At 34.4% G+C, this 23,444-nt stretch carries 18 protein-coding genes; 3 read left to right on the top strand and 15 right to left on the bottom strand.

What is annotated here, in order from left to right; all coding sequences use genetic code 11:
- Positions 1–40: 40 nt before the first annotated feature.
- The 8 genes from AC5ZCW_RS07965 to AC5ZCW_RS07930 form a co-directional block, all read right to left on the bottom strand.
- The gene (locus AC5ZCW_RS07965; RefSeq protein ID WP_496118968.1) at positions 41–3,346 is read right to left on the bottom strand and encodes a SusC/RagA family TonB-linked outer membrane protein; all 3,306 of its coding nucleotides are present in this window, start codon (positions 3,344–3,346) and stop codon (positions 41–43) included.
- 98 nt (positions 3,347–3,444) lie between these two features.
- On the bottom strand, positions 3,445–4,647 hold the full coding sequence (locus AC5ZCW_RS07960; protein WP_343541599.1) for a FecR family protein: 1,203 nt from the start codon (positions 4,645–4,647) through the stop codon (positions 3,445–3,447).
- Positions 4,648–4,747: 100 nt separating this feature from the next.
- Positions 4,748–5,239, bottom strand: a complete 492-nt coding sequence (locus tag AC5ZCW_RS07955) for an RNA polymerase sigma-70 factor (protein ID WP_343541976.1) — start codon at positions 5,237–5,239, stop codon at positions 4,748–4,750.
- A gap of 387 nt (positions 5,240–5,626) precedes the next feature.
- Complete coding sequence (locus AC5ZCW_RS07950; RefSeq protein WP_343541597.1) at positions 5,627–6,832, bottom strand: MFS transporter; 1,206 nt, start codon at positions 6,830–6,832, stop codon at positions 5,627–5,629.
- Positions 6,833–6,834: 2 nt separating this feature from the next.
- Entirely contained in the window at positions 6,835–7,920 is a 1,086-nt protein-coding gene (locus tag AC5ZCW_RS07945) for a zinc-binding dehydrogenase (protein ID WP_496118967.1), read from the bottom strand.
- On the bottom strand, positions 7,913–9,427 hold the full coding sequence (locus AC5ZCW_RS07940) for an alkaline phosphatase D family protein (protein WP_496118966.1): 1,515 nt from the start codon (positions 9,425–9,427) through the stop codon (positions 7,913–7,915). Before AC5ZCW_RS07940 ends, AC5ZCW_RS07945 begins: the two co-directional genes overlap by 8 nt.
- A 56-nt stretch (positions 9,428–9,483) precedes the next feature.
- Positions 9,484–12,279 (bottom strand): TonB-dependent receptor, encoded by a 2,796-nt coding sequence (locus AC5ZCW_RS07935; protein ID WP_496118965.1) that lies wholly within the window; start codon positions 12,277–12,279, stop codon positions 9,484–9,486.
- A 14-nt stretch (positions 12,280–12,293) separates the two neighbouring features.
- Positions 12,294–12,953 (bottom strand): HAD hydrolase-like protein, encoded by a 660-nt coding sequence (locus tag AC5ZCW_RS07930; RefSeq protein ID WP_496118964.1) that lies wholly within the window; start codon positions 12,951–12,953, stop codon positions 12,294–12,296.
- 110 nt (positions 12,954–13,063) lie between these two features.
- On the opposite strand from AC5ZCW_RS07930, the gene AC5ZCW_RS07925 reads away from it, so the two are divergent.
- The 3 genes from AC5ZCW_RS07925 (at position 13,064) to AC5ZCW_RS07915 (ending at position 14,600) form a co-directional block, all read left to right on the top strand.
- Complete coding sequence (locus AC5ZCW_RS07925) at positions 13,064–13,630, top strand: helix-turn-helix domain-containing protein (RefSeq protein WP_496118963.1); 567 nt, start codon at positions 13,064–13,066, stop codon at positions 13,628–13,630.
- A 207-nt stretch (positions 13,631–13,837) separates the two neighbouring features.
- Positions 13,838–14,125 carry a hypothetical protein gene (locus AC5ZCW_RS07920; RefSeq protein WP_281633406.1) on the top strand — a complete coding sequence of 96 codons (288 nt, stop codon included), beginning with the start codon at positions 13,838–13,840 and terminating at the stop codon, positions 14,123–14,125.
- A gap of 10 nt (positions 14,126–14,135) precedes the next feature.
- Entirely contained in the window at positions 14,136–14,600 is a 465-nt protein-coding gene (locus tag AC5ZCW_RS07915) for a hypothetical protein (RefSeq protein ID WP_496118962.1), read from the top strand.
- Between the two features lie 10 nt (positions 14,601–14,610).
- Here the strand turns inward: AC5ZCW_RS07915 and AC5ZCW_RS07910 are convergent, their stop codons facing one another.
- The 7 genes from AC5ZCW_RS07910 to AC5ZCW_RS07880 all read right to left on the bottom strand — a co-directional run bounded on the left by AC5ZCW_RS07910 (position 14,611) and on the right by AC5ZCW_RS07880 (position 23,204).
- Positions 14,611–15,789: an MFS transporter gene (locus tag AC5ZCW_RS07910; RefSeq protein ID WP_202003360.1), complete on the bottom strand. Its 1,179-nt coding sequence runs from the start codon at positions 15,787–15,789 to the stop codon at positions 14,611–14,613.
- A gap of 46 nt (positions 15,790–15,835) precedes the next feature.
- Positions 15,836–17,056 (bottom strand): DUF763 domain-containing protein, encoded by a 1,221-nt coding sequence (locus AC5ZCW_RS07905; protein WP_496118961.1) that lies wholly within the window; start codon positions 17,054–17,056, stop codon positions 15,836–15,838.
- Between the two features lie 115 nt (positions 17,057–17,171).
- Entirely contained in the window at positions 17,172–18,263 is a 1,092-nt protein-coding gene (locus tag AC5ZCW_RS07900; protein WP_343541582.1) for an AI-2E family transporter, read from the bottom strand.
- A gap of 132 nt (positions 18,264–18,395) precedes the next feature.
- On the bottom strand, positions 18,396–19,100 hold the full coding sequence (locus AC5ZCW_RS07895) for an ion channel (protein WP_343541581.1): 705 nt from the start codon (positions 19,098–19,100) through the stop codon (positions 18,396–18,398).
- A 109-nt stretch (positions 19,101–19,209) separates the two neighbouring features.
- A complete protein-coding gene (locus AC5ZCW_RS07890) occupies positions 19,210–20,778 on the bottom strand; it encodes an efflux MFS transporter permease (protein WP_496118959.1) in 1,569 nt (522 codons plus the stop codon).
- Between the two features lie 3 nt (positions 20,779–20,781).
- The gene (locus tag AC5ZCW_RS07885) at positions 20,782–21,846 is read right to left on the bottom strand and encodes an HlyD family secretion protein (RefSeq protein ID WP_496118957.1); all 1,065 of its coding nucleotides are present in this window, start codon (positions 21,844–21,846) and stop codon (positions 20,782–20,784) included.
- Positions 21,847–21,857: 11 nt separating this feature from the next.
- Positions 21,858–23,204, bottom strand: coding sequence for a TolC family protein (locus AC5ZCW_RS07880; RefSeq protein ID WP_496118955.1), 1,347 nt, complete (start codon positions 23,202–23,204; stop codon positions 21,858–21,860).
- Positions 23,205–23,444 lie beyond the last annotated feature (240 nt).

Raw genomic sequence — 23,444 nt, 5'->3', positions numbered from 1 at the left:
TGCCTTTTTATATAAATGTGCATGTAGACCTTTCGCTTTCTTAGAAATTAACATTCATCCCAAATGAATATCCTCTGACGATAGAAGAAGAAAGTCCAATACCGCCTGCTGCAGTAGCATATTCAGGATCAATATAACTGACAGCTGATTTAGTGAAAAGATTTTGTCCCTGAAGAAAAAATCGAAGACGCTCTACTCCAATTTTTTTTGCAACTTCTTTGTCAATAGAATATCCAATCATAATATTTTTCAATTTTATATAACTGGCATTTTCAAGAAATTGAGACGATGCTTTATAATCAGATACCATTGATGCTGTTGGTCTTACTAAGTACACTTGTCTTATTGCTAAATCGGACTGGTCGCCCGGATTTTTCCACGCGTTAGCTGCATTAACATGTTGATTGAATGCGGGATTATTGTATAAATTATACACTCCTTCATTTAACACATAATGCCCTGCGGCATACGAAATCAAAAAGGACATATCTAGATTTTTATACTTAAAAGTGTTCGTTACCCCCCCATAATACTTAGGAATCGAAGTTTTATTAATAATTTGTCTAAGATTATTAATTTCCGTAGTGTTCGAATTGGTTCTGTTAGTATTAAAATCTACCAATTTTCCATCTGGTGCTCGGTATTGATTGAAGCCTGTTGCTGGATTTACTCCTGCCCAATCCACAATATAAAAAGACCTTATAGCACTTCCTGCCTTAAAAACAGTAGATCCCGAGTTTGATAAAATATCTTTGTCGTCTGATAATGATAAAACCGTTCCTTTATTATTAGCAAAATTAAAATCCGTAGTCCATGTAAAATTCTGATTTTTAACATTTACACTGTGTAGGCTAATTTCTATACCTTCATTTCTGAAATCACCAATATTAGAAACAAGTTCTGAGAAACCTGAAGCTAGCGATATTGGCTTATTGTTCAACAGGTCTTTTGTAGTTCTAACATAATAATCAACTGCTCCGCTGATTCGATTATTAAAGAAACCGTAATCGATACCAACATTCACATTAAAATTTTTCTCCCAAGTTAAATCTTCATTTTCACCTCGGGTTAGATATGGAGCCGTACTTCCTGCATAGGTAACTTGACTTCTATAACCATACAATGATTGAGAAGCAAAATCGCCAATAAAGTCGTTGCCAGAAGTTCCAACACTAGCTCTCAATTTTAAGGAACTTACTGTTTTATTTCCATTAAGTAAATCTTTATGCACATCCCATGAAGACCCTACAGACCAGAAATTGGCATATTTATTATTGTTTCCAAAACGAGAAGAACCATCTCTCCTGAATGAAAGTGAAAAGTTGTAACTATTATTGAAGGTATAATTTAGTCGGGAAAAATAAGAGAGAGAACCAGCTTGAGATTTTCGCTCTGTGATTGTACCAACGGTTTTCGCAGCACTTATTGTCTGGACAGCATCAGAACTAAAATCCTTTGCTGTAACAGAAAAACTGTTGGTCTCACTCTCGTTTACTTCATACCCCATAACCATATCGAATGCATGTTTTTGAAATGTATGTGCTAAAGTAGCGGTCAGTGTTCCAGTGTAGTTGTTACTGTCACCCGTATTGTAAGTAAGTGCACCTCCATTGACGATTACATTTTCATAACTATTGCCTTTAGAAGTATTGAAATTAGCTCCCAAAACACCATTTAAAGTTAACCATTTTACTGGTAAATAGGTAAGATTTGCACTTCCGCCGATATTTTTTCGGTTGTTATTCGCATTCGTATTATCTCTTACAAATATTGGATTGTAAGGAACTCCAGTAGAATTACCAACATCCAATAATCGCAATGAATTTCCAGCATCATCTTTAATTGCCAACCAAGGATTTAAAAGAAATGCATTTGAAAAAGGTGATCCCACTATACGCTTATCTTCCTCATTTACGTTTCCAAAATTTCCTGAAAATCCCACTTTTAGTTTTCTATTTAAATCATAATCTACACGCATTGACACCGTATACCTTTTATAATGCCCACCAAAAATATTATCGACGTTGTTGTAGGTAAGCGAAGTGTAATAATTTGCCTTGTCTGAACCGCCTGAAAAAGAAATATCATTTTCACGGTTTATTTCGTTAGTCAGTAATAAACCTGCCCAATTTAAATCCTGACCAGAAGCTCTTCTTTTTTGAAGTAAAGCAGGGTTCGTTTTATAGAAGCCCAATGACTCTTCAAAATCAAGCTTTTGAGATGCATTCATTAAGTCATTAGTAAAAGACTGATCTGCATATTTGACTCCTAAACGGCTGTTAAAAGCAACCCTTAGTTTCGTGTTTCTGGTACCTCTTTTTGTAGTCACAATAAGAACTCCATTTGTTCCTTTAGATCCATAAATAGAAGTCGCAGCAGCATCTTTCAGAATACTAATATCCTGTATATCGGCTGCATTTAACATAAATGCATCTAAACCAGTTCTTGGCATCTGAACACCGTCTACCACAATCAATGGCTCTGTACTGGCACTTATTGAGCCCACACCTCGCAACAACATAGTTGGCGGTGAATCTGGAGAAGAAAAACTTTCTTGAACAAACAAACCAGGAACTACACCAATCAAAGCATCGGCAAATGATACATTTTGGGTATTCTGCAATACTTTCGTATCCAGTTTTGTTACAGCACCTGTAATTTTATCACGGGTCATTTTTCCATATCCTACTAAAACGAGCTCATTTAACTCATTTGCAGTTGGCTCAAGAGTAACGTTAAGTACTATCTGATCTTTAATTTTGATTTTTTTTACAGCAAATCCTAAAAAACTAAAACTCACCACATCGCCTTCATTTGCCATTATTTGATATTTTCCCTCAAAATCCGTGACTGTACCCAGCTTGTTATCGTTTACCAGAATTGTTGCTCCAATTATTGGCAGCCCCATATTATCTGTAACTATTCCAGAGATTTTTCTTTGGTTAATTACCTGACTGCTTCCATTAACAGATGAAGCAGGAGCCTTTTGATTTAATGCAATAACAATCAATTTGTTATTTACAAATTCTGCTTTGTAGTTATCACCAATCAACTCTTTTATAACTGCCATTACATCAGCATTATTTACTGCGATATTCACCAATCTTCGTGAATCAAAAACGTCATCACTATAAAAAAATTCTATATTGGTCTTTTTGGTAATTGTCTTTAAAACAGATGCTATTGGCTTATTTTTTACGTTTATAGTTATCTTTTGTGCAGAAGCGAAAGCAACTATATTGAAAAGAAATATTGATAATATTATGGATTTCCTCATAATGCTAAGAAAATTATCCCAAAGCGCGGATTTTACCCCACAATCTTTTGCGGATAGGTTTTTTTTCATACTTTTAAAATGTTTTGGTTGGTTAATTGATTTCGAACTCTTTTTTTCGACTGAACAAATACTAGCCGGGAAATGGTGCAAACATTTTCCGGTGTTTTTTACTTACTAATGGTTACTTCATACGTTTGGTTGATTTTGGTTATTTTATATTTCACATTCGATGTTTTTCTAATTATATCCAAAAATTGATCGATTGGTTGGTCTTTTAAAACAATTCCTGTGAATTTTATCTGCTCTAATGATTTTTGTTCGAACCTCACATTAAAATTGTACCATCTTTCCATTTTGTCCAAAATATTTTTCAGGTTCTCATTTTCGAAATAAAACTTACCGTCTTTCCATGCACTATAACCATAAGGATCAACTTCTACCACCTTTATAGTTTCGTTACGAACACTAGCCTGCTGTCCAGGTTTTAAAATAACAGATTCGTTTTTTTCGGTTTTACTTATTTGAGAAATTTTCACTTTTCCCTCCGCAAGTGTCGTTTCAAATTTTTTGTCATCCTGATAAGCACTTACATTAAAATGTGTTCCTAAAACGGTAACATTTCCAGATTTGGTTTTGACTATAAAAGGACTATGAGGATTTTTTTCCACTTCAAAATAGGCTTCACCTTCTAATGTTACAGCCCTAATATTTCCCCTAAATTTCACAGGATATTTTAAAGATGATTTTGAGTTAAGCCAGATTTTGGTTCCGTCTGAAAGCTTAACGGCATAAATGCCGCCAATAGGAACAATCAAAGTATTTTCTCCATCTGAAGCCATTCCTTGAACATCTTTTGCATCATAAACCAAAACCTGATTTAGATTTGAAATCACGCCATTTTTAGAAACGATTTTTTCTTTTTTTGGTTCTAAGGAAATAACTGTTCCATCTGCGAGAACAAGCGTTGGATTATTATACTTCGGTTGTATATTTTTTACAACCACTTCCAGATTTTGTTCCTTACTATCATTGTTCAGATAATAGAAAACAGAAGAAATTGCAGCTAAAAAAACTAAAACTGCTGCATATTTTAACACCCTTTTATAACCAAAAAGTGAAATTATAGGAGCTTCTCCAAAATCAATTTTTTCTCTAATTCTTTCAAAAGCTAAATCTGTATTAACAGTTTTATAAAATCTTTCCTTAGATTTGATAGTTTCTATTTCAATAACTTTTTGATAATATTCTTGATTTTTGGGTATAGAAAGCCATTCCTGCAAAAGAGCATTTTCTTCAATCGATAATTCTCCCGTAAGAAGTTCCTTTCTTATAAGAGATGCGATTACAAATTCTTTCTTTCCTTGAGACATATTTTTTTTGATATTAAGTATCGGTTATTAACACTTTAGGTAGTGTTATATAACTAAGAGTTTAAAATATCAAAAATGGGTGGAAAGATTTTTTATTTTTTTATAAAAATAATAAAAGGAATAAAAGTTCTGAGTGATTCTTGAGTTTAACCTTTAATAACTCTATCGCGCGGGCACGCTGAGATTTAACAGTATTTATCGAAATATTAAGCTGTTCAGCAACGTCCTTGTATTTCAATCCTTCTATGCAGGAAAGTTCAAAAACTTCTTTGCATTTTTCTGGTAACGAATTCAGGGCTTGAATCAAAGTCGCATATAATTCTTCTTCCAGTATAGTAAAATCAAAATCTAAAGTTTCGTGAGATAATTCATTATTCAATTCTGTTCCTTTCTGTTCTTTTTTTAAGATCAAAAATGAACCATTTCGAACCATAGTGTAGAGATAAGACTTAACATCAATTATCTTTTCAAATTTTACACGGTTTTCCCAAAGCTGCAACATAACATTTCCGACTACTTCCTCTGCAAGAAAACTGTCTTTGACAAAACCATAACTGTAACTCACAAGTCTTGGATACAAAGAATAAAACAGCTCTTTGTAATACGTTTCATCAATTTTAATATTTCCCTTTTCTGAGCTAATTTTTTGTCATTGTTTGTTTGCACAAATATAATTTTAATATCAACAAATCAACATTTTTGCAACATAATTATCATTCGATTCCTTAAAGAGATGCAAAAAAGTAAGAATAAAACGCTTTTTTATGTTTTTTACAAATCTGATTTCAAATCAAATCCTTTTAAGTTGATCAGGCCTTTTTTTGATTTACATAAAATATCTTGTAATCCCGCCAAGTCAACAAAAGGAGTATAAACAATATATTTTCCGTCTTTTCTTTTAATCCCTATGAAAAAAGATAATTTCTGCCAAGCAAAAAATTCACCTGACAAAAATTATCAAAACATAAACACAATATTTTTAAAGCTTCTTTTTTCCTTGTACGGTATAAATAATCAGCGAAGAAAGCAGACAGATTAAAGCAATTATTGCAAACAGAAATTTAGTTTCTCCTGTTCTTTCAATTATAAATCCGAGGAGCGGTTCGCCTAAAGCGGCAAATAAATAACCGCACATATTCATTATTCCGATAGAAGTTCCAGTTCTTTCTGTTCCCATAATTTCTGGACATAGCGCCCAAAAGTTTGCTTGAGGTCCGTATACAAAAAATCCGCAGGTGATAAGTAACAGACTTACTACAAGTAAATTTGCATTATGGGTAAAAAACAATAAAAAGGAAAGACACGAACAAATGAGCATTCCGAAAAAAATGGAGCGATAATTACTTTTAAAATAATGCGTCGAAAGCTGTCCAAAAGAAAAGGCGCCCAATGCCATGCCAAGTGGCAACAAGAATGTTACCCAAATTAAGGAAGGATCTTTCTGCCAATCGTTTCCTAAAAAGTGTACCGGAATCCAAAATATTAATCCGTAGCGCGCCATGCTTTCTAAACCAAATGCAAGACAAACAATTCGGAACTTTTTGTTTCCTAAAACATCGCTATAGTTTTTCTTGATTTCAGAGAAATTAAATCCTCCAGACTTTTTCTCTATTGCAACTGGCGAAGGTTTTATGAATATCAGGAAAACAGTAGCTGAAACTAAAAGCAATAAAACGGGAATTCTAAAAAGCATTCTCCATTCTAAATGCAGCGAAGTAATGTAAATGGAAATCGCAAAAGTTACAGCAGACGAAAATCCTGCCGCCATGGTGTACATTCCGAATGCTTTGTTTCTTTCTTCGCTAGAAAACCAATTGGCAATAATTCTGCCACCTGGCGCCCATGCCATCGATTGAAAATAACCGTTTAAAAACCATAAAATCAAAATCATGTATGGTGAATGCGTAAAACTTATACCTAAATTACAAGCAATTGAAAGATAAGCTCCAAGAGGCACCAAATATTTTGGACTGAAACGATCGGCCAGATTTCCGTTGATAAACTGTCCAATTGAATAACCAATCAGCATGGCAAAACTAATCCAGCCAATAAAAGTATACGAGATTCCGAGATCTTCTCTCATTGCTTTTGTTGCCCACCCAAAGTTATGTCTGCCCGTATAGAAAAACAGGTAGCAAAACATGGTTAAAAAAAGCATTTGGTATTTTTTTGAGATTGTTCTCATTTTTAAATATTGATTAAAACCCTGAAAGGTTTATGTTTTATAGCATATTCAAATGCTTCTTTGGTTTCTTTAAGTTCAAATTCTTTTTCGATGAAAGTTTGAAAAGGGTAATCTTCAAAATGATCTTCAAAAAAAGAAACGGCATTTACAAAATCTTCAAAATTGTAATTGTGCATTCCTTTTATGCTCAATAATTTTCTGATCATCGTTTCAGGATTTATCGCAATATCTTCTGTTGGTGTTACAGCTCCAATCCAAATGTGCTGTGCTCCTATTGCGCTATATTGCAATCCTGTTTTTATAGCTTCTACAGAACCGCTCATATCGATTATAACATCAAAACCTTTTTTATAAAACTGGGAAGTAATATTTTCAAGTTCAGCAATTGGCGATTGTGCATTATAACTATATTTCGCACCAAAATCTTTACTTTTTGTGAGTCTTTCATCATCAATATCCAAAACCGTAATCGAAGCCGCTTTTTTCTGATCTGCGATTGAGGCTGCAATTAAACCTAAAACTCCAGCACCAAGAATCAGTACGTTTTTATTTTCAATTGTATCGATTAATCGAAAAGCAGCCATTGCAGTTGCTCCGGCACAATTGATTATTGGAGCAAATTTTTGGTTTATAGATGAAGGCAATTTTAAAATTCCTGTTCCCTTTTTAAGTACACAATGCGTTCCTAAACCTCCGTTGAATTTTTCCTCTTCGGTAAATTTCACATGTCCGTATTTAAATAAACTAGCCGATTTTTGTGGCATTTTATCTTTTACAAATTCATCTTCTTCTGGCGCTGCAAAAATCGTCCAAGTAATGATGTCTCCTAATTTTAAGACATTTCCATTCAAATCATAAAAAGGTTCATTGGAAGCCATTTCTATAATTTCGCCCACAATTTCATGACCCAAAACTATTGGCGATGGTTCTTTTCGTCTTCCTGTAAAAGTATGCAAATCACTTCCGCATAAAGTTGCGTATTTGTTTTTTACTAAAATTTCTCCCTTTTTAAGTTCAGGAAGTGCTGTAAATTCAGGAAGAATACTTCTTTCTCTGTCATCAAACAGCATTACGCATGAATTACACATTTTTTGTTAAGTTGTTTAAATTATCAATTTTAAATTGAGGTCCATTTCTTTCTCCACTATTTGGCAGCAGAATATCTTGGTTGAATTTGTAATCTATTTTTATTTCTTTCTGCGCCACATTCAAAATAAAATAGCCGTGAGCCGAGATGTTATTGTACACCATGTGCGGATTTAATTTATAAAGCATTTCACTTTTCTTGATTATCTTTTCTTCAGAAAGGCGATCGTCATTTTTTGAAGTTATCGAAGGCGTTAAAAACTCCCATCCTGCAAAATTCTCTTTTGAAAACTCATCTTTTGCATACAATTCTAAAACATGACTTTGATGATGATCTCCCGTTAAAATAATCGGCGGATTTTTTAATCCCTGAAAAACTTCAATCAGTCTATTTCGCTGATACGGATAACCTGTCCACCAATCTTCTTCTTTAACCGATTCTTCTTTTTTGCTTTTATACCCCGTAAACATAACCTGATTGACCAGAAAATTCCAACGGGCATTGCTATTTTTTAATTCGTCAGATAAATATTTAAACTGTTTGTACGAAATCATTTTTCGGTCTGGACTTTGTTTGCCTAGATCATTGCTCATAAGCTGTTTGTCTCTTCCATCTAATCTTTCTTCCAGAAAAATGAAATTAGCGTCGTTTCCGATTTTTATGGAGCGAATCATTTCTTCAGCCGATTTTGCTCTTACGGGCATCCACTCAAAATAAGCTTGCATCGCTGCCGCGCTTCTGTCTGTCCATTTTCCTTCGTTGCTCTGATGATTTTTGGCACCGTCTTTATACGCATTGTTAGCCAATTCGTGATCGTCCCAAATACAGATAAAAGGTTTATGCTGATGTGCTTTTTGAAGCTCTTTATCTTTACGATAAAGAGCATATCTTTTTCTGTAATCTGCCAGCGTAACGAGTTCATGAAGCGGATCATTTATTCTGTTGCTTTGTTCTAAAAAAACTTTGTTGCAATATTCTCCTGTTCCGTACTCGTAGATATAATCACCTAAATGAAAAACATAATCGATATTTGGATTCTCTCCAATATGACGGAAAGAAGTAAAATAACCATCCTCATAATTATTACAGCTTATTATCGCAATCTGCAAAGGTTTTACAGCTGAATCTGGAAGCGTTTTACAAACTCCTACATCAGAAATAACATTCTCATAAATAAACCTGTAATAATAAGTCTGATTTTTTTTAAGCCCCAAAACATCAACTTTTACCGTATAATCTTTCTCTTGTGAGGTGGCAACAAAACCTTTTTGAATGTCTTTTCTAAAATTCTTATCGGTCGAAATTTGCCATTCTACGGTACAATCTCCAATAGAATTAGTATTGATATGCGTCCAGATTATTACGGCATTTTCTGTTGGATCTCCTGAAGCGATTCCGTGAATAAAATATTTTTTTTCACCTGAATTCAGTAGCGATAAAAATGGCGAAGGGAACAGCAGCGGCATCATCCCCAGCATTGATTGTTTTACAAAACGTCTTCTGTTCATCTTAATATAAAATAGGCAATATTACTGCTTGAATGTTATCTGTATGTTACTGAATATTAAAATCTATAACTTGCTCCTAATCGGCCTCTTAACCCGTAATATTCCACTTGTTCTGGCCTTGAAACTACACCATGATAATATCGTAATTCCTGATTGTTAAGGTTATTTAAATCAATGAAAAAAGTAATATTCTTTGGCGTCGTGTACGAAAGGTTCATATCCAAATGAAAATCTTTATCCTGATATCGGTCTGCTCCTGGATTATCACGAATCTCAACTAAAAATGCTTCACGATAATTGGCTGCTAGTCGTGCTGCAAATCCTTTATACTCGTATATAAGCGATGCATTGAAAATATTTGGCGACTGATTCATTAATCCGATTTTTTCATTTCCTCTTCCTTCCAATGTGGTTTCAGATTTGGTAAAAGTATAATTTCCTTTTAAACTAAAATTGCTTAAAAATCCAGGCAATTCAGAAAACTTTTTATTAAAACCAACTTCAAATCCGTATAAAAAGGCATTATCAGAGTTTAATGGTTTTGAGACTTTGTATAAGAACGTTTCACCGCCAACTGTTCTAATTTCATCATGCGATTGTGTATAAATCAGATCCGACAAATCTTTATAAAATGCGCTTCCTGTTATGTAATCGCTTTTGTTTAAATAATAACTTCCTATTACATCGTAGTTCCAAGAAAAAGTAGGTTTTAAATCCACATTTCCTTCTACCACAGTATGATTATCTGGATTTACTCTGGTGCTCGGACTTAATTCGTTAAAAGCCGGACGTGCAAATGTTCTGGTTACGGCCGCTCTCAAATCTAGCTTTTTAGACGGTTTGTAAATTAAATGTGCCATTGGCAAAAAGGCTCCATAATTTTTAGTTCCGTAAACTGGCGTAACGACTTTTGTAATATCATTAAACTCATAACTTTTGGCATCTACTGCTGTATTTTCGTAACGAATACCGCCAACAAAACGGAAATCTTCGTTTATATCCCATTCTCCAGACGCATAACCTGCCCAAACTTTTTCGGTTGCATCATAATTACCTGTGGCATAACTTGAGTTTGTGGCATCCTGATAATTATATTTTAAGTTTTTTGCAATCGCAGGATTTCCCATTGGATCAATAAAAGAACGTTCTGTTGGATAATTGAATTTCAAATTATCGTAAGTATTGTTGAGCTCAGGAAACCAATTATTCGTCGGAAAAGGTTCTCTTTCCCATTGATTTAAATACGCTTTCGGTGCTTTTGTATCGTAAATCCAAGTAATGTAACGATAGTCGTAAGTGCTTCTTTTATCTCTAAATTTTCCTCCAAATTTGATTTTTAAATCTTCATTGGCATCATAATCAAAATCTAAAGCGGCAACTTTGTCTTTTTCTTCCACATTACGAATCGAAGTCACATATCTGTCCAAATAGTATTTTTCTGGATCGTAGGCCGTAGCAAAATGCGGCTGAATGTTGTTTGCTGGATCACCAACATAACCTGCTGGTCCGTCTCCTTGAAGAAACTTATAATCTTTGCCATCCACCTTAACCAAATTGTCATATTTAACAGTTTGAATCCAGTTTCCGTAATAATAACCACGATCGTTTTTAGTTGCAGACGAAGGTCCGTTGTAGCCAGCCCACGAGGTATATGCGGCTACTTTTGCATTCATTTTCAATTTGTCGGTCAATTTGCTTTCGTATCCAAATTCACCTCCATAATTTTTAAACAAATAGTCTACTGTACTCCATCTTAAAACCGCATTACTCGTTGTTTTATTAAAATAATGCATCGTTTTTCTGTTGTCTTCTTCGTCCAAAAACTGACTATAATAGCCTCTTGCATAGATTTTATTTCTTTTGTTGAAACGAAAATCTGTCGCAGCATTGAATCCCGTATTGGTTCTCACACCCTGATAATTTCGCACATCAAGCGTGTTTACGTTATGCAATTCATTTCCATAAACTACTTCATAATCATCTGTAGAATAAGTACGGCGATTGTAATTGGACATTACTAAAAAACCAAACTTTTTATTAAACAATCGGTTACCGTACAAAACCGTACTATTGAAACCTACTTTATCATCGGCACGCAAGTTCACCGGAATACTTCCTGTAATACGAAGCGTTTCTTTTTTAGGAGAAAATTTCGGAATATAATTAATTGTTCCTCCAATTGCATCACCTTCATATTCTGGAGTTATGGCTTTGATTACCTGAATGTATTCCAGAAATTCTGTTGGCAATAAATCCATCGGAACGGTACGATTTCCTAATAAATCTCCCGAAGTTTTTGCTGCTGGCATACGATCACCGTTTATAGTTGCCGAACTCCATTGAGACGGCGTACCTCTTACGGTAACATATCTTCCTTCTCCCTGATCTCGATCTATACTCACACCTGGAATTCGCTGAACCGCTTCTGCGGCGCTTATATCTGGCATCTTGCCCATGGCATCTGCACTTACGACATCCATAATCGCATTAGATTTTTGGCGCATTTCTATTGCCTTTTTCTCTCCGCTAGTGTAATACTCTAAAACTACCTCATCTAACTTTTCTTCCTGTCCTATTATTACATTTCCTAAATCAACATTTTTATTAGAAACCGTTACCGAAATATGTTTTGCAACATAATTTTCGCTCGAGATTTCTAAATGGTACACTCCAGGTTCTAATTTTATAAAGAAATTACCATTACGGTCATTGGTTATTGTTTTTGATTTTTCTACAATCAAAATGGAAGCCGGATATAATGGTCCAGATTCAGTACTAATTTTACCTTTAACTTCTTGTGCGTACGAAGAACCAAAGATCAATGCAATAACAACATACAGGAATGTTTTCATGATTTATTAAAAAATTAAAGATTGTTTTTTAACTCTGAGAGGTTATCAATAATATAATTGTGATAGTAGTTTTGAAGTTCTTCTCTGCTATAAGCTCCAGTTGTAACTCCAACCACAAGTCCGCATTTTGCGTTTTCTCCTTGCTGAAGATCAGACATGGTATCGCCTATTTTTCCAACCAAAGAAGCATCAGAAATATTAAAATGTTCCATTGCTTTGAAAATCATATCTGGATAAGGACGTCCATGTTCTACTTCGTCTGAAGTAATGCTGAAATCAAAATCAACACCTTGTTTCCAATTTAATTTTTCGAAAATCGCATCGGCAATTGGTCTAGAAAATCCGGTATCAAAAGCTACTTTGATTCCGTTGTTTCTTAAATACTGAATGGTTTCATAAGCATTTGGCGTAGCCTGAACTTCGTTGCTTTGTTTGTAGTAAGCAATCATTTTCTCTACAAACGATTGATGAATTTTATTTATTAAAGATGCATCTACATTTTCGTCATTTATTAAAATCGAAATGGCAACTGGTTTCTCATATCCCATTACAACATTGATTTCTTCGATAGAAAATTCATAACCAAATTCTTTTAAAGCAGTCTGTAATGTTAAGCCAACTTTATTTTCGTCTTGGACTGTAGTACCAGCCATGTCAAATACAATTAATTCCATATTTTTTGTTTATTTTTACAGTGCAATATTACTATACCTTTGTTTACTATATGTAAACAAAAGGTAAAATAATGTTTAATTAAAATAAACTTTGTATACTTATACTAAACATGGAAGGAGTTGTAATTTTAGAGATTAGCAAACGCATCAAACAATATAGAACCGAGAAAGGCTTTACGTTACAGGAACTTGCCGATTTAAGCGGGGTCACAAAAGGAATGATTTCGCAGATTGAGAACGGAAGAAGTATTCCGTCGCTAACTGTTCTTTTAAGTATAGTAACGGCTTTACAGATTAACCTCAGCGAATTCTTTAAAGATATCAGCCAAGAAGAAGAATTGGTTATTATAAAAAGAAAAGACGATTATGATCAGTTTCAAAAAGAAGGTTCTAGCGGATTTTTATACGAACGTTTTTTAACGCGCACCATAAAAAATTCAACGGTCGATATTGTATTTCTGACTTTGGAACCTAACAGCTACAGAGATCAAGTTACAACTGATGCCTATGAATACAAGTATATTTTATCTGGAGAAGTAGATTATCTTATAGCAAACGAAACCTATACTTTAAAAGAAGGAGATTCTCTGTTTTTTGATGGAAGATTAAAACACGTGCCTTTAAACAAAAGTTCGAAGCCATGTAAAATGCTGATTGTTTATTTCTTTGATAATTAAACCTTGAAAACGGATTCAATTATTACTTTATAAAAGACAGGAAATTTTAGTTCCTGTCTTTTTTTTATAACTTAATATCATGTTAGATGAAAATTTGACAAGACTGTAAGAAAATTATATAAAACAACTAGCAGTCTAAGCTGTAATTTTAGAATAATCTAATTGAAGCATTAGATATGATTATTCATCTATTAAAAAGTTATTTATATGAGATCAGAAAATTACATGTCAGAAGAATTTGGATTTGAAATGAATTCTTATGAGGAACAGCTATTATTAAATTACGATGATTATCTAGATGGCGATTATACCAATAGGCTGACCGCTTCTAATCATTACAACTTAGAACTTGGAGAATTGGAAGATAATCTTGAATATGACTTTCACTCAGAGTATGATGAAAATGACTGGGAAGAAGAAGATTCAAATGAAAATCTTGCAGGAGAATACGATAAGAACGAAGAAAAACCTGGAAGTTTTGAAATGTTAAGCTAAAAATACTGTTATGAAAAATTTGTCAGTACTTCTAATTTCCATTTTCTTTTTTTCATGTCAGCAAAAGGAAAACAAAGAAGTTCCTGCTGAATCACCAATACCTGTTGTCCAAAAAGAAAAAAAGCAGGAGAATAAACAAATAGGCGACACTATTGCTATGAATTTTAAGAATGAAGCAAATGTGTTTTCAGCAGAAGGCCATATAGATTCTCTAAATTCAAAAGTATACATTCAATTTAAAAATGAAGATTTGGGCGAATTAAACGCTCAAATAATTCCAGATGCAGGAAAAGGAAATATTCGTTTTAATCAAATTCTTTTTCCTGATAAAACGTCAGACGGCCCTTTTGGAATGGACTTGAAAATACCTCTTAAACAGAAAGGAACTCACATTTTAATCATCGGACATTCTCTAATGGCCGACAATCCTTATTATGGTAAATTTAAAGTACAGTTGGGCATTCAAAAAGAATAAGGCACTAGAATTACGCTTTAATTCTTCTTTTATTTCTCGCCCAATACGTAAGATATACAATCCCAAGAACTAACACCAAGATATCAAATCTGATAATTTGCGGTATACGGTTGATTTGATCGTTATAATAAGTTCCTCCTAAAAGAGCGCCAGAACCAATTCCGAGTTCCATCGAAATATACATAGTGGCGACCGCTTTTCCTCTATGTTCCGGATTGCTCATATCAATAGTCCATGCGCTAATTGCTGGTGACAAAATACCCGTGCCGACGCCGTAAATTCCAGCTCCGACTAATAACATATTGATATCTCTTCCTGCACTTATTACAAAAAGTGCGATTGAAGTTATGATTAATCCAGCCATGATTACTTTTGGGCGTCCATGCCTATCGGAAACTTTTCCTGCGCCAAAACGAACCATAACCGAAGCTACTGTAAAAGCTGTGAAAAACAATCCTTTATTCGTTGCGCCTAAATGTTCGCTCCAATCTGGAATTAAAGTTAGAATAAGACCGAATGCGGTGTAGGAAAGAAAAGTAATAATTCCGGCTGGAAACACATTTCTATCAACAATATCATTTCGTCCAATATAAAACATAGATTTGTTGAGTTTCTCTTTTGTCGCCAACGTTTCTTTCATATTAAAAACAATAATAATCGATAAAAAAGCCAGAAACGACGAACTGTAAAACATTGCATTCATTCCATAAGCATTCACAATCATACTGCCTAATGCTGGCCCCATTGCTCCGCCAATACTAAAACACAATCCGTGCATTCCGAGTGCTTCACCCCATCTGTGCTGCGGAATAATATCTGCCACATAAGCTGATGTTGATGTTGGTTTAAACCCCGTTGAAAAACCATGAACCAATCGCAGTAACAAAAATCCTGAAACAGAACTCAAAATTGGATACAAAAATCCGCATACAACACAAACCGAAGAACCTATTGCCATAACAGGAACACGTCCCCATTTATCGGTAAGCTTACCGCTAAACGGACGGGAAATTGCAGCTGTTAATGTAAATAATGAGATAATAAGTCCTTTGTATTCTGCTCCGCCAAGACTGCTTAAGTAATTTGGAAGCTCGGGTATCATCATATTAAAACTTGATGAAAACAGTAAAGAACTCAAACAAAGCAAAATGAATTGTAAGGTATAAATTGATTTTTCGTTTTGTGACATTATTGATTTTTTATATAACTTAAGGCAGATAGAAAATTATGATTCTTTAAAATAATTCCAGCTGATTGTTTGGGTTTATAGGTTTCTTTTTGGGAGGTTTTGCATCGCCAAAAACGGTTCTTCCTCCGTATTTATGCGATTCTTCTCTTTCTCTCTGAATTAAAGCATCAAAATTAGAATTTGGAGTAAAACTTTCTTCTGCTTTTCTTGAAATTTCAGATAGTTTTTGAATAGCGCTCAGTTTGTCGCTATTCCCAATTTTAGCACGATTAATAGCTCTTTGCAGCGTATCGATTGTTTCGTCATAAATTTTAACGGGAACAGGAAACGGATGTCCGTCTTTTCCACCATGAGCAAATGAAAAACGGGCTGGATCTTCAAATCGTGTTGGAGTTCCATAAATGATTTCGCTTACCAAAGCCAAAGACTGCAAAGCTCTTGGTCCCATTCCTTTTAAGAGCAGTAACTCTTCAAAATCTTCCGGTTTGTTTTCGTGAGTAGCCCAAAGCATGGCACCCAGTCTTTTCATATTCACATCTTCCATTCTCACATCGTGATGTGCGGGCATAGAAAGGTGCTGCATTTCTTTTATGATTTTGACTGGTGATTCTTTTACCAATTCTAAAATACCTTCACGAGATTTTGTGGCAGCATTTGCTGTAAGATTTAAAATGGCGCCTTGATTTTCGCCATAAATAAAAGTATGCGGTTCGTTTATAAAAGACTTTAAATCTTGCGAATGCCAATGATATCTTCTGGCATTTCTAGAATTCGGATTCATTCCCTGCTGAATTACAGCCCATTGCCCTTTATTGTCGACGATAAAATTATGCTGATACAATTGAAATCCGTCTTGAATGGCTGTATTATCCACTTTGGCGGTAAGTCTGCTACAGCTGGCCAGATTAATTCCGTCAAGGCCAGTTTTTTCACCAACAAATAACAGTTCTTGCGGCGTTGCCATAGAGTATTTCCCTTTGCCTCCGCAGATATAAATTCCGAGTTCTTTTGAATGCTGATTAACCGATTTTTTTAGTGCTCCAAGTACCGAAGTTGTAATTCCAGACGAATGCCAATCCATTCCCATAACCGCACCAAAACTCTGAAACCAGAAAGGATTGCTCAATTTACTTATAACTTCAGCAGTAGAAAATTCCATTGCAATCGTTTCTACGATAGCAAGACCCAATTTAGACATTCGTTCAGCAAGCCATAATGGAACATGCCCATAATGTAAAGGAAGATCTGCTGTACCGGAACGTTTCATTTGCTAGAATTATAATCCTGCAAAAATACTTCTTTTAATTGTGAAATGTGAAATGTAAAATGTGAAATGTAAGACGGAAGTATCATTTCACGTTTCACATTTCACAATAAACAATTTAAACAATCTCAATATCTTCTTCGGGTTCGGCAACAGGTTCTGGATTATCATCCAGCCATGCTACGAACAATTTATATCCTATTGAAAACACAATTGGCCCAACAAACAATCCTATGAAACCCGACATAATAAAACCACCAATTACACCAAGGAAAATAACAAGCATTGGCACGAGAGCGCCTTTTCCTAATAGTAACGGTTTTAGGACATTATCTGACAATCCGCTGATGATGAAAAAAACAGTCCAGAAAATAGCATAACCAGAATCTCCAGTTGAAAAAAGATAAATAATAACTCCGATGTTAATTATAATTGGCCCAATCTGTAAAATAGAAAATATCAAACAGATCAAAGTCAAAATTCCTGCATACGGAATATCTGCCATAAACAACCCAATTGCCTGAATAATAGTCTGAATAACCGCAACTCCCAATATACCTTTAACCACTTGGTAAATAGTCGAAACCGAAATAGTCATAATTCCTTCTGCTTCACTGCCTGCAATTTTCTTAAGGAATTTCATAAAGAAAGTTTTACCACCTGGCGATACCAATAAAACGCCAGCAATTATAACTGATAAAATAAACTGAAGAAATGCTGCACCAGAGCTCAAAATACTTGCCATAATTTTAGAAGACAATTCTTTTATCTGATCTTGATATTTAATAACACTCTGCTCTAAATCTGTAGATAAGGAAAGTAAAAATTCATAAAGTGGTTTGCCAATTATTGGCCATTCTTTTATCGAAGCTCCCGGCGGCGTAATTTTTAGGGTTCCTGCTTCAAAACTGCTTTTCAATTCTAAAAAATTCCCCGTTGCCGCTTTCAAAAAATAAATTAAAGGCAACACCATAATAGCAATAATCAAAACAGTGATAACAACCGATGCCAATGCTTTACGTCCTTTTAATATTCGCTGCAGCGAATTAAACAACGGATAAAACACAACAGATAATATAATAGCCCAAACTATAGGCATAAAAAAAGGCAACAGCAATTTAAGACAAAATCCTACAAGGAGAAAAATGAAAAATAACTGCAAAATAGTATCAAAGAGTTCTTTCTTTTTAGTCGAATTGGTTGTTTTCATGGTTATTATTTTTAATGGTGAATGGTAATTGTGAGTTGTCAATTGTGAATTGTTAATGAATTCTCTCTATAAATTTCTACTCTAACTTCTTTACTTTTTACTTTTTACTTTTTATTCTTTACTCTTTCTTCTCTAATCTTGATTCTTCCCAGTCTTATTAGTAGCAAAATTGGCATCAGAAACCAGTCTTCCGATTAAGATTACAGGATATAAAACGCCCGTTAGCACTTCGATTTGGACTAAAGATCGAGCCAAAGGATGAAGAGGCACAATCTCGCCAAAACCCGTAGAAGTAATACAGACATAACTGAAATACATAAAACTAGCCTGATCGCTATTACTCGAAAAATTTGATTCTGCTATTTGAAAAGCACCTTCTATATGCTGGAAAAGAAACAAATAAAGCGTAGACCAAAAGTGAACCAAAAGCATGTACACTACAATTGACCCCACAATGCGATAAGTGGTTACAGGACCAGGTTCTAAAACTTTTATTAAAACCAAAGTGATCAAAAGCAGCATGATCGCAACTGAGAGAATTAAATCGGCAAATAGAATAAAAATATTATGTTCAAAATAATTAATCCATTGTGTTATAATAAATAGAAAGGGAATTATGGAAATGAGAAAAGCTTGTTTTTTATGTTTTGATAAAGCTATAATTCCTGCAAAAAGAAATAGCATCCAAAATATATTAACCGCAACCATAAAACGCGTATAACCGCCAAAAAACGGAATCACAATAAAATGCATTATACACAACAGAATCAGCATACCACTGAGTCCTTTCTCTTGCGTCCAAAAACGATATAAAAAACGGTCTTTTTGTGCTATCATAATATAATTCAAATCGTTAACTTGTTTCTTTCTTCTCCAATATTTCTAAACTCTCTTCTCTCAAATCTCCAATCTTGCTTCTTTACTCTTACTTCTTTACTCTTCACCCTCAAATCGGTATCGGCTCTACTTCTACCCTTCCAATTGGTCTTCGCCAAAGTTTGAAAAGCAGGATTATAAAAATGGGCAGAAAACAAACTGCCGACATGACGAGATAAATATCTTTGTATGCCAATAGTATAGAAGCTTGAGAAGTCTGATTTGAAAGACTCTTCTCTGCTTTTTTCTGCGCTTCAGCATCTGATAATCCCATAAATAAAAATTGCCTTTTTGAGTTTTCCAGCTGCTGTTCGGCTTGTTTATTTATCGGACTCAATTGCTGACTTAAACCTGTTTTATGCTGTAGATTCATGTTCGAAATAAAAGTTCCTAAAACAGCGCCTCCAAGTAAAGAAGCAAAAACAGCCTGAGCAATAATTCCAGTCATCATGCGCGATGTGCTCAAAAACGGCGGAATTCCCTCTGAAATGTAAAGCAGCGAAACAGGAAAAAGAAAACCCATTCCTAAACCTTTAAAAATTAAAGGCAGATAAAAATCAGACGCATCTATTCCTGGATAAAATCTGAAAAAAAGTATAATATGATAGATTCCGTAGCAAGCGAAACCAATTACCCAAATCGTAGCCAGATAAATGCGTTTGTATAAAAGATAAGTCGAAAGCGGAATCGAGATGCATAATCCAATCAAAAGCGAAAGATGTGTTACCGCTCCCAAAACAGGATCAAAACCTAAAATATTAGTCATATAGCCTGTTACAACACTTCCTGTTCCATTTATTAATCCGATATAAAACATTAAAAAGGCGCCAGGAATTACATTTTTAAATTTGTAAACATCTGGATTGATTAAAGGTTCTGCCGTAAAACGAACATGAAGCAGATAGATTCCTGCTACAATCAATAAAACTGCAAAAGCCAGCGTTATTTTAGGATCACTAAACCAATTTCTAGTCTGTCCTTCTGCACATAAAAAAAGAATAATCGCAAAAAATAAAATCAAGATAATCCAGCCTCTCCAATCAAATTGGAATTTGGTTTTTAAAGGCGCCACATCGGCTTTGTAAAAATACCAAGCTAGAATAATACAGATTAAAAAGTTGACATTCAGGAAATAAATTCCAAACGTCCAATTATGAAAACTTACAAAATGCGCTCCCAAATATTGATACAAATGCTGGCTTCCTTTTTGTATGAACTGAAAAATTCCGTACATCAAAGCCATATTGAGAGCAGGATTGTATTTTAATAAAATTGGCACCATCGAAGCAAATATTCCGATGACCGAAACCATTGCTAAAAGAGATCGGCATACAACAAACCAAGCAATTGTTGGCGCAAACAATGAAGCTGTATTGAAAAGCAAAGACAAAAATGAAACGGATAAAATCATGGTGCGAACCTTGATTTGTTTCCCTAATTTCAATCCTAAAGGCAAAAAAGCCAACATGACAAAAATCGGTACATAAACCGCATAACTAAAAGCAGTTGTTGAAGGTCCGAAATGTCCTAATATCTGCGAATTATCATAAGTCGTAACATTGAGTCCGTTAAAAAAAGGAATCGTCAGGATATACAATCCTGTCAGTGTAAAAACGCTTCCTTTTTTTCCTGCAAACATCTTTTATTTTTTTACATCAACTGTTACATTCATTCCGGGTCTAACTTCCTGAAGCTCTTTTGTGGGAGTTTCAAATTCAATTTTAACCGGAATTCGCTGGGTGATTTTGACAAAATTTCCAGTTGAATTATCTGGTTCTACCATTGAAAATTTAGCTCCCGTAGCAGGAGAAAAACCAGCAACTTTCCCCTTAAATTCCTTTCCATCCAAGGCATCAATTGTAATGGTTACTTCTTGTCCCTGTTTTATTTTCTCTATCTGAGTTTCCTTAAAATTGGCCGTAATCCATAATTTTTCATTCAGCACAATAGTCGCAATGGTTTGGTTGGCATTGATTAATTCGCCAATAGACAAATTTCGTTCTCCCACAAAACCACTCGTTGGAGCCATAATAACGGTATATGACAATTGAAGTTTTGCAGCATCAAGATCTGCTTTCTTTCTAGCGACGGTTGCTGTGGCCGCTTCAAGATTAATTGAACTTTGCTTCGTAATCGAGCTGCTGGCATCCAAACCTTTTTTACCGGCTTTCACATAAGCTTCTTCCGATTTTAATTTGGAAATAACCTGATCGTACTGATTCCGTGTTACGGCCGAATCGGCATACATATTCTTAAAACGCTGATAATCTTTTTGCGCTTTTTCTAAACTTGCCAAATCTCCAGCCAATTTCTCTTTTCCCGAAGCTTGATTGGAAATCGAAGTCGTAATATTTTGCTGCAGCGAATGCAGATTTCCTTCGGCTATAGCCAAATCCGCTTCTGCTTGTTTGACTTTAATAATATATTCTTCGTCGTCTAAAACAACCAACGTATCTCCTTTATGAACCATCTGATTGGCTTCAAATCGTATTTCTTTAATATGTCCTGTAGCACGCGCCACAACATTATTGATGTAAGCTTCAACCTGAGCATTATTGGTGGTTTCATAAGAACTAAAATCGAAGAACAGACTTAAAATCCACAAGCCTCCTGCAATTAAAAAAACAAAAGACAATATCGTGAGAATTGTATTTCTTCTTTTTTCATTTTTCTGAACCGCTACATTTTGTGTATCTGCTTCGCTCATAACAAAAAATTTTAAAGTTTGCCCATTGCATATTGAAGTGAGTAATATTGAATGATTAAATCTAAATTGGCGTTTACAAGTGAAATTCTAGAGTTATTTAATTGCAATTCTGCATCTACAATCTCGCTGATTAAGGCAAAATCGTTGTCATAACGGCTTTTCACAATTTTATAATTGCTCATTGACAGCTCCACATCTTTTTTGTAGGTTTTGATATTTTCTTTGCTTTCGGCATATCTGACAAATGCATTTTTCACTTCTGTAGTAATCTGATCTTTCGTTACTTCTAAAGCGATATTACTTTTATCAATTTCCAGTTTATCACCGCTTATACGATGTTTCAAATTATAAAAACTCGAAATATCCCAGTTTAAAGAAAGTCCTGCCGCCCAGTAATTGAGAATGTTTACATAATTGGGCCATTGCGCGGGATATTCTGTATTCAAAATCAGGTTTGCATTTAAGTTCGGTTTAAATCCGCTTTTGGTTAAACTCAGTGATGATTCCGATAATTTGATTCTTATTCCTGCCCGTTTTATTTCTTCTCTGTTCTGAAATGCTTCTTCTAAACTTTCCTGCAGATTCATATTTTCTGTCGGAATCATACTTTCTGCCACTTCAGGTTTCAAAATCGTATTGGTCGGAAAACCGATTAATATATCCAAATAATTGCTGATCAGCTGAATGGTATTAGTACTTCTAAAAACTGAAACCTTAAAATTAGATTGCTGCAACTCGGTTCTTAAAAGATCACTTGTTAGGTTCTGACCATTTTTTACACGCGATTTTAGCTGATTTATTCGAATATCGGTATTGATAATATTCTGTTTCGTAACCTCAATCTGTCGGTATAATTTTTCGAGTGTAAAGTATTGTTCTGTAATGGCATTTTTGACATCGGCTTCTGTCATTTTTACGGCAGATTCCTGCATTTCACTAATTAATTCCTGCTGACTAATTCTCGTATTAATGGCATTCCCAGCGTAAATTGGAAGTGAAGAAACAATATTGGCAAAGGCCTGATGATCGTAATAATCTACGGTTACATTTCTAGCATAAAATCCTTCATAAAGTTTAGGATCTCCAATATAATTGTATCCACCATTTAAACTGATTCTTGGCGCTTTTGCAATTTTTGCCTGACTGACATTTTCGTTAGCAATAGCCAAATCGGCATTGGCCAGTTTTAATTGCCGATTATTTTTAATGCCCAATAAAATGGCTTCATCGAGTCTTATTTTTTTTGCAGATGCAAGACTGCTGGTATCCTGCTGCGCAAAACTTACATGGAGACAGCAGCTCAATAGAAAAAGAGCTAAATGCTTTAAACGAAAAACTTTAAACCGCCAATAGCTCATAAGATTATATTGATTTAATTTTGCACTTTTTGGAAATTTGCAATCAACATTCTTTAATATTTAGCAGAACTTTCGAGAGAATTAAATTTTAGCTAGGCGGAAAAATTACGATAGTTATTTTGGATTCTGCTATTCCAGCATTATGATTTTCGTATAAATTTAAACAATTATTATTCAACACTTTATAATACAAACACTTAAAATTGTTTCATTTTATAAGATGAAACAATTTTAAGGGAT

The sequence above is a fragment of the Flavobacterium sp. PLA-DH12 genome, assembly GCF_059511845.1.
This window is presented reverse-complemented; position numbering and strand designations above follow the sequence as displayed.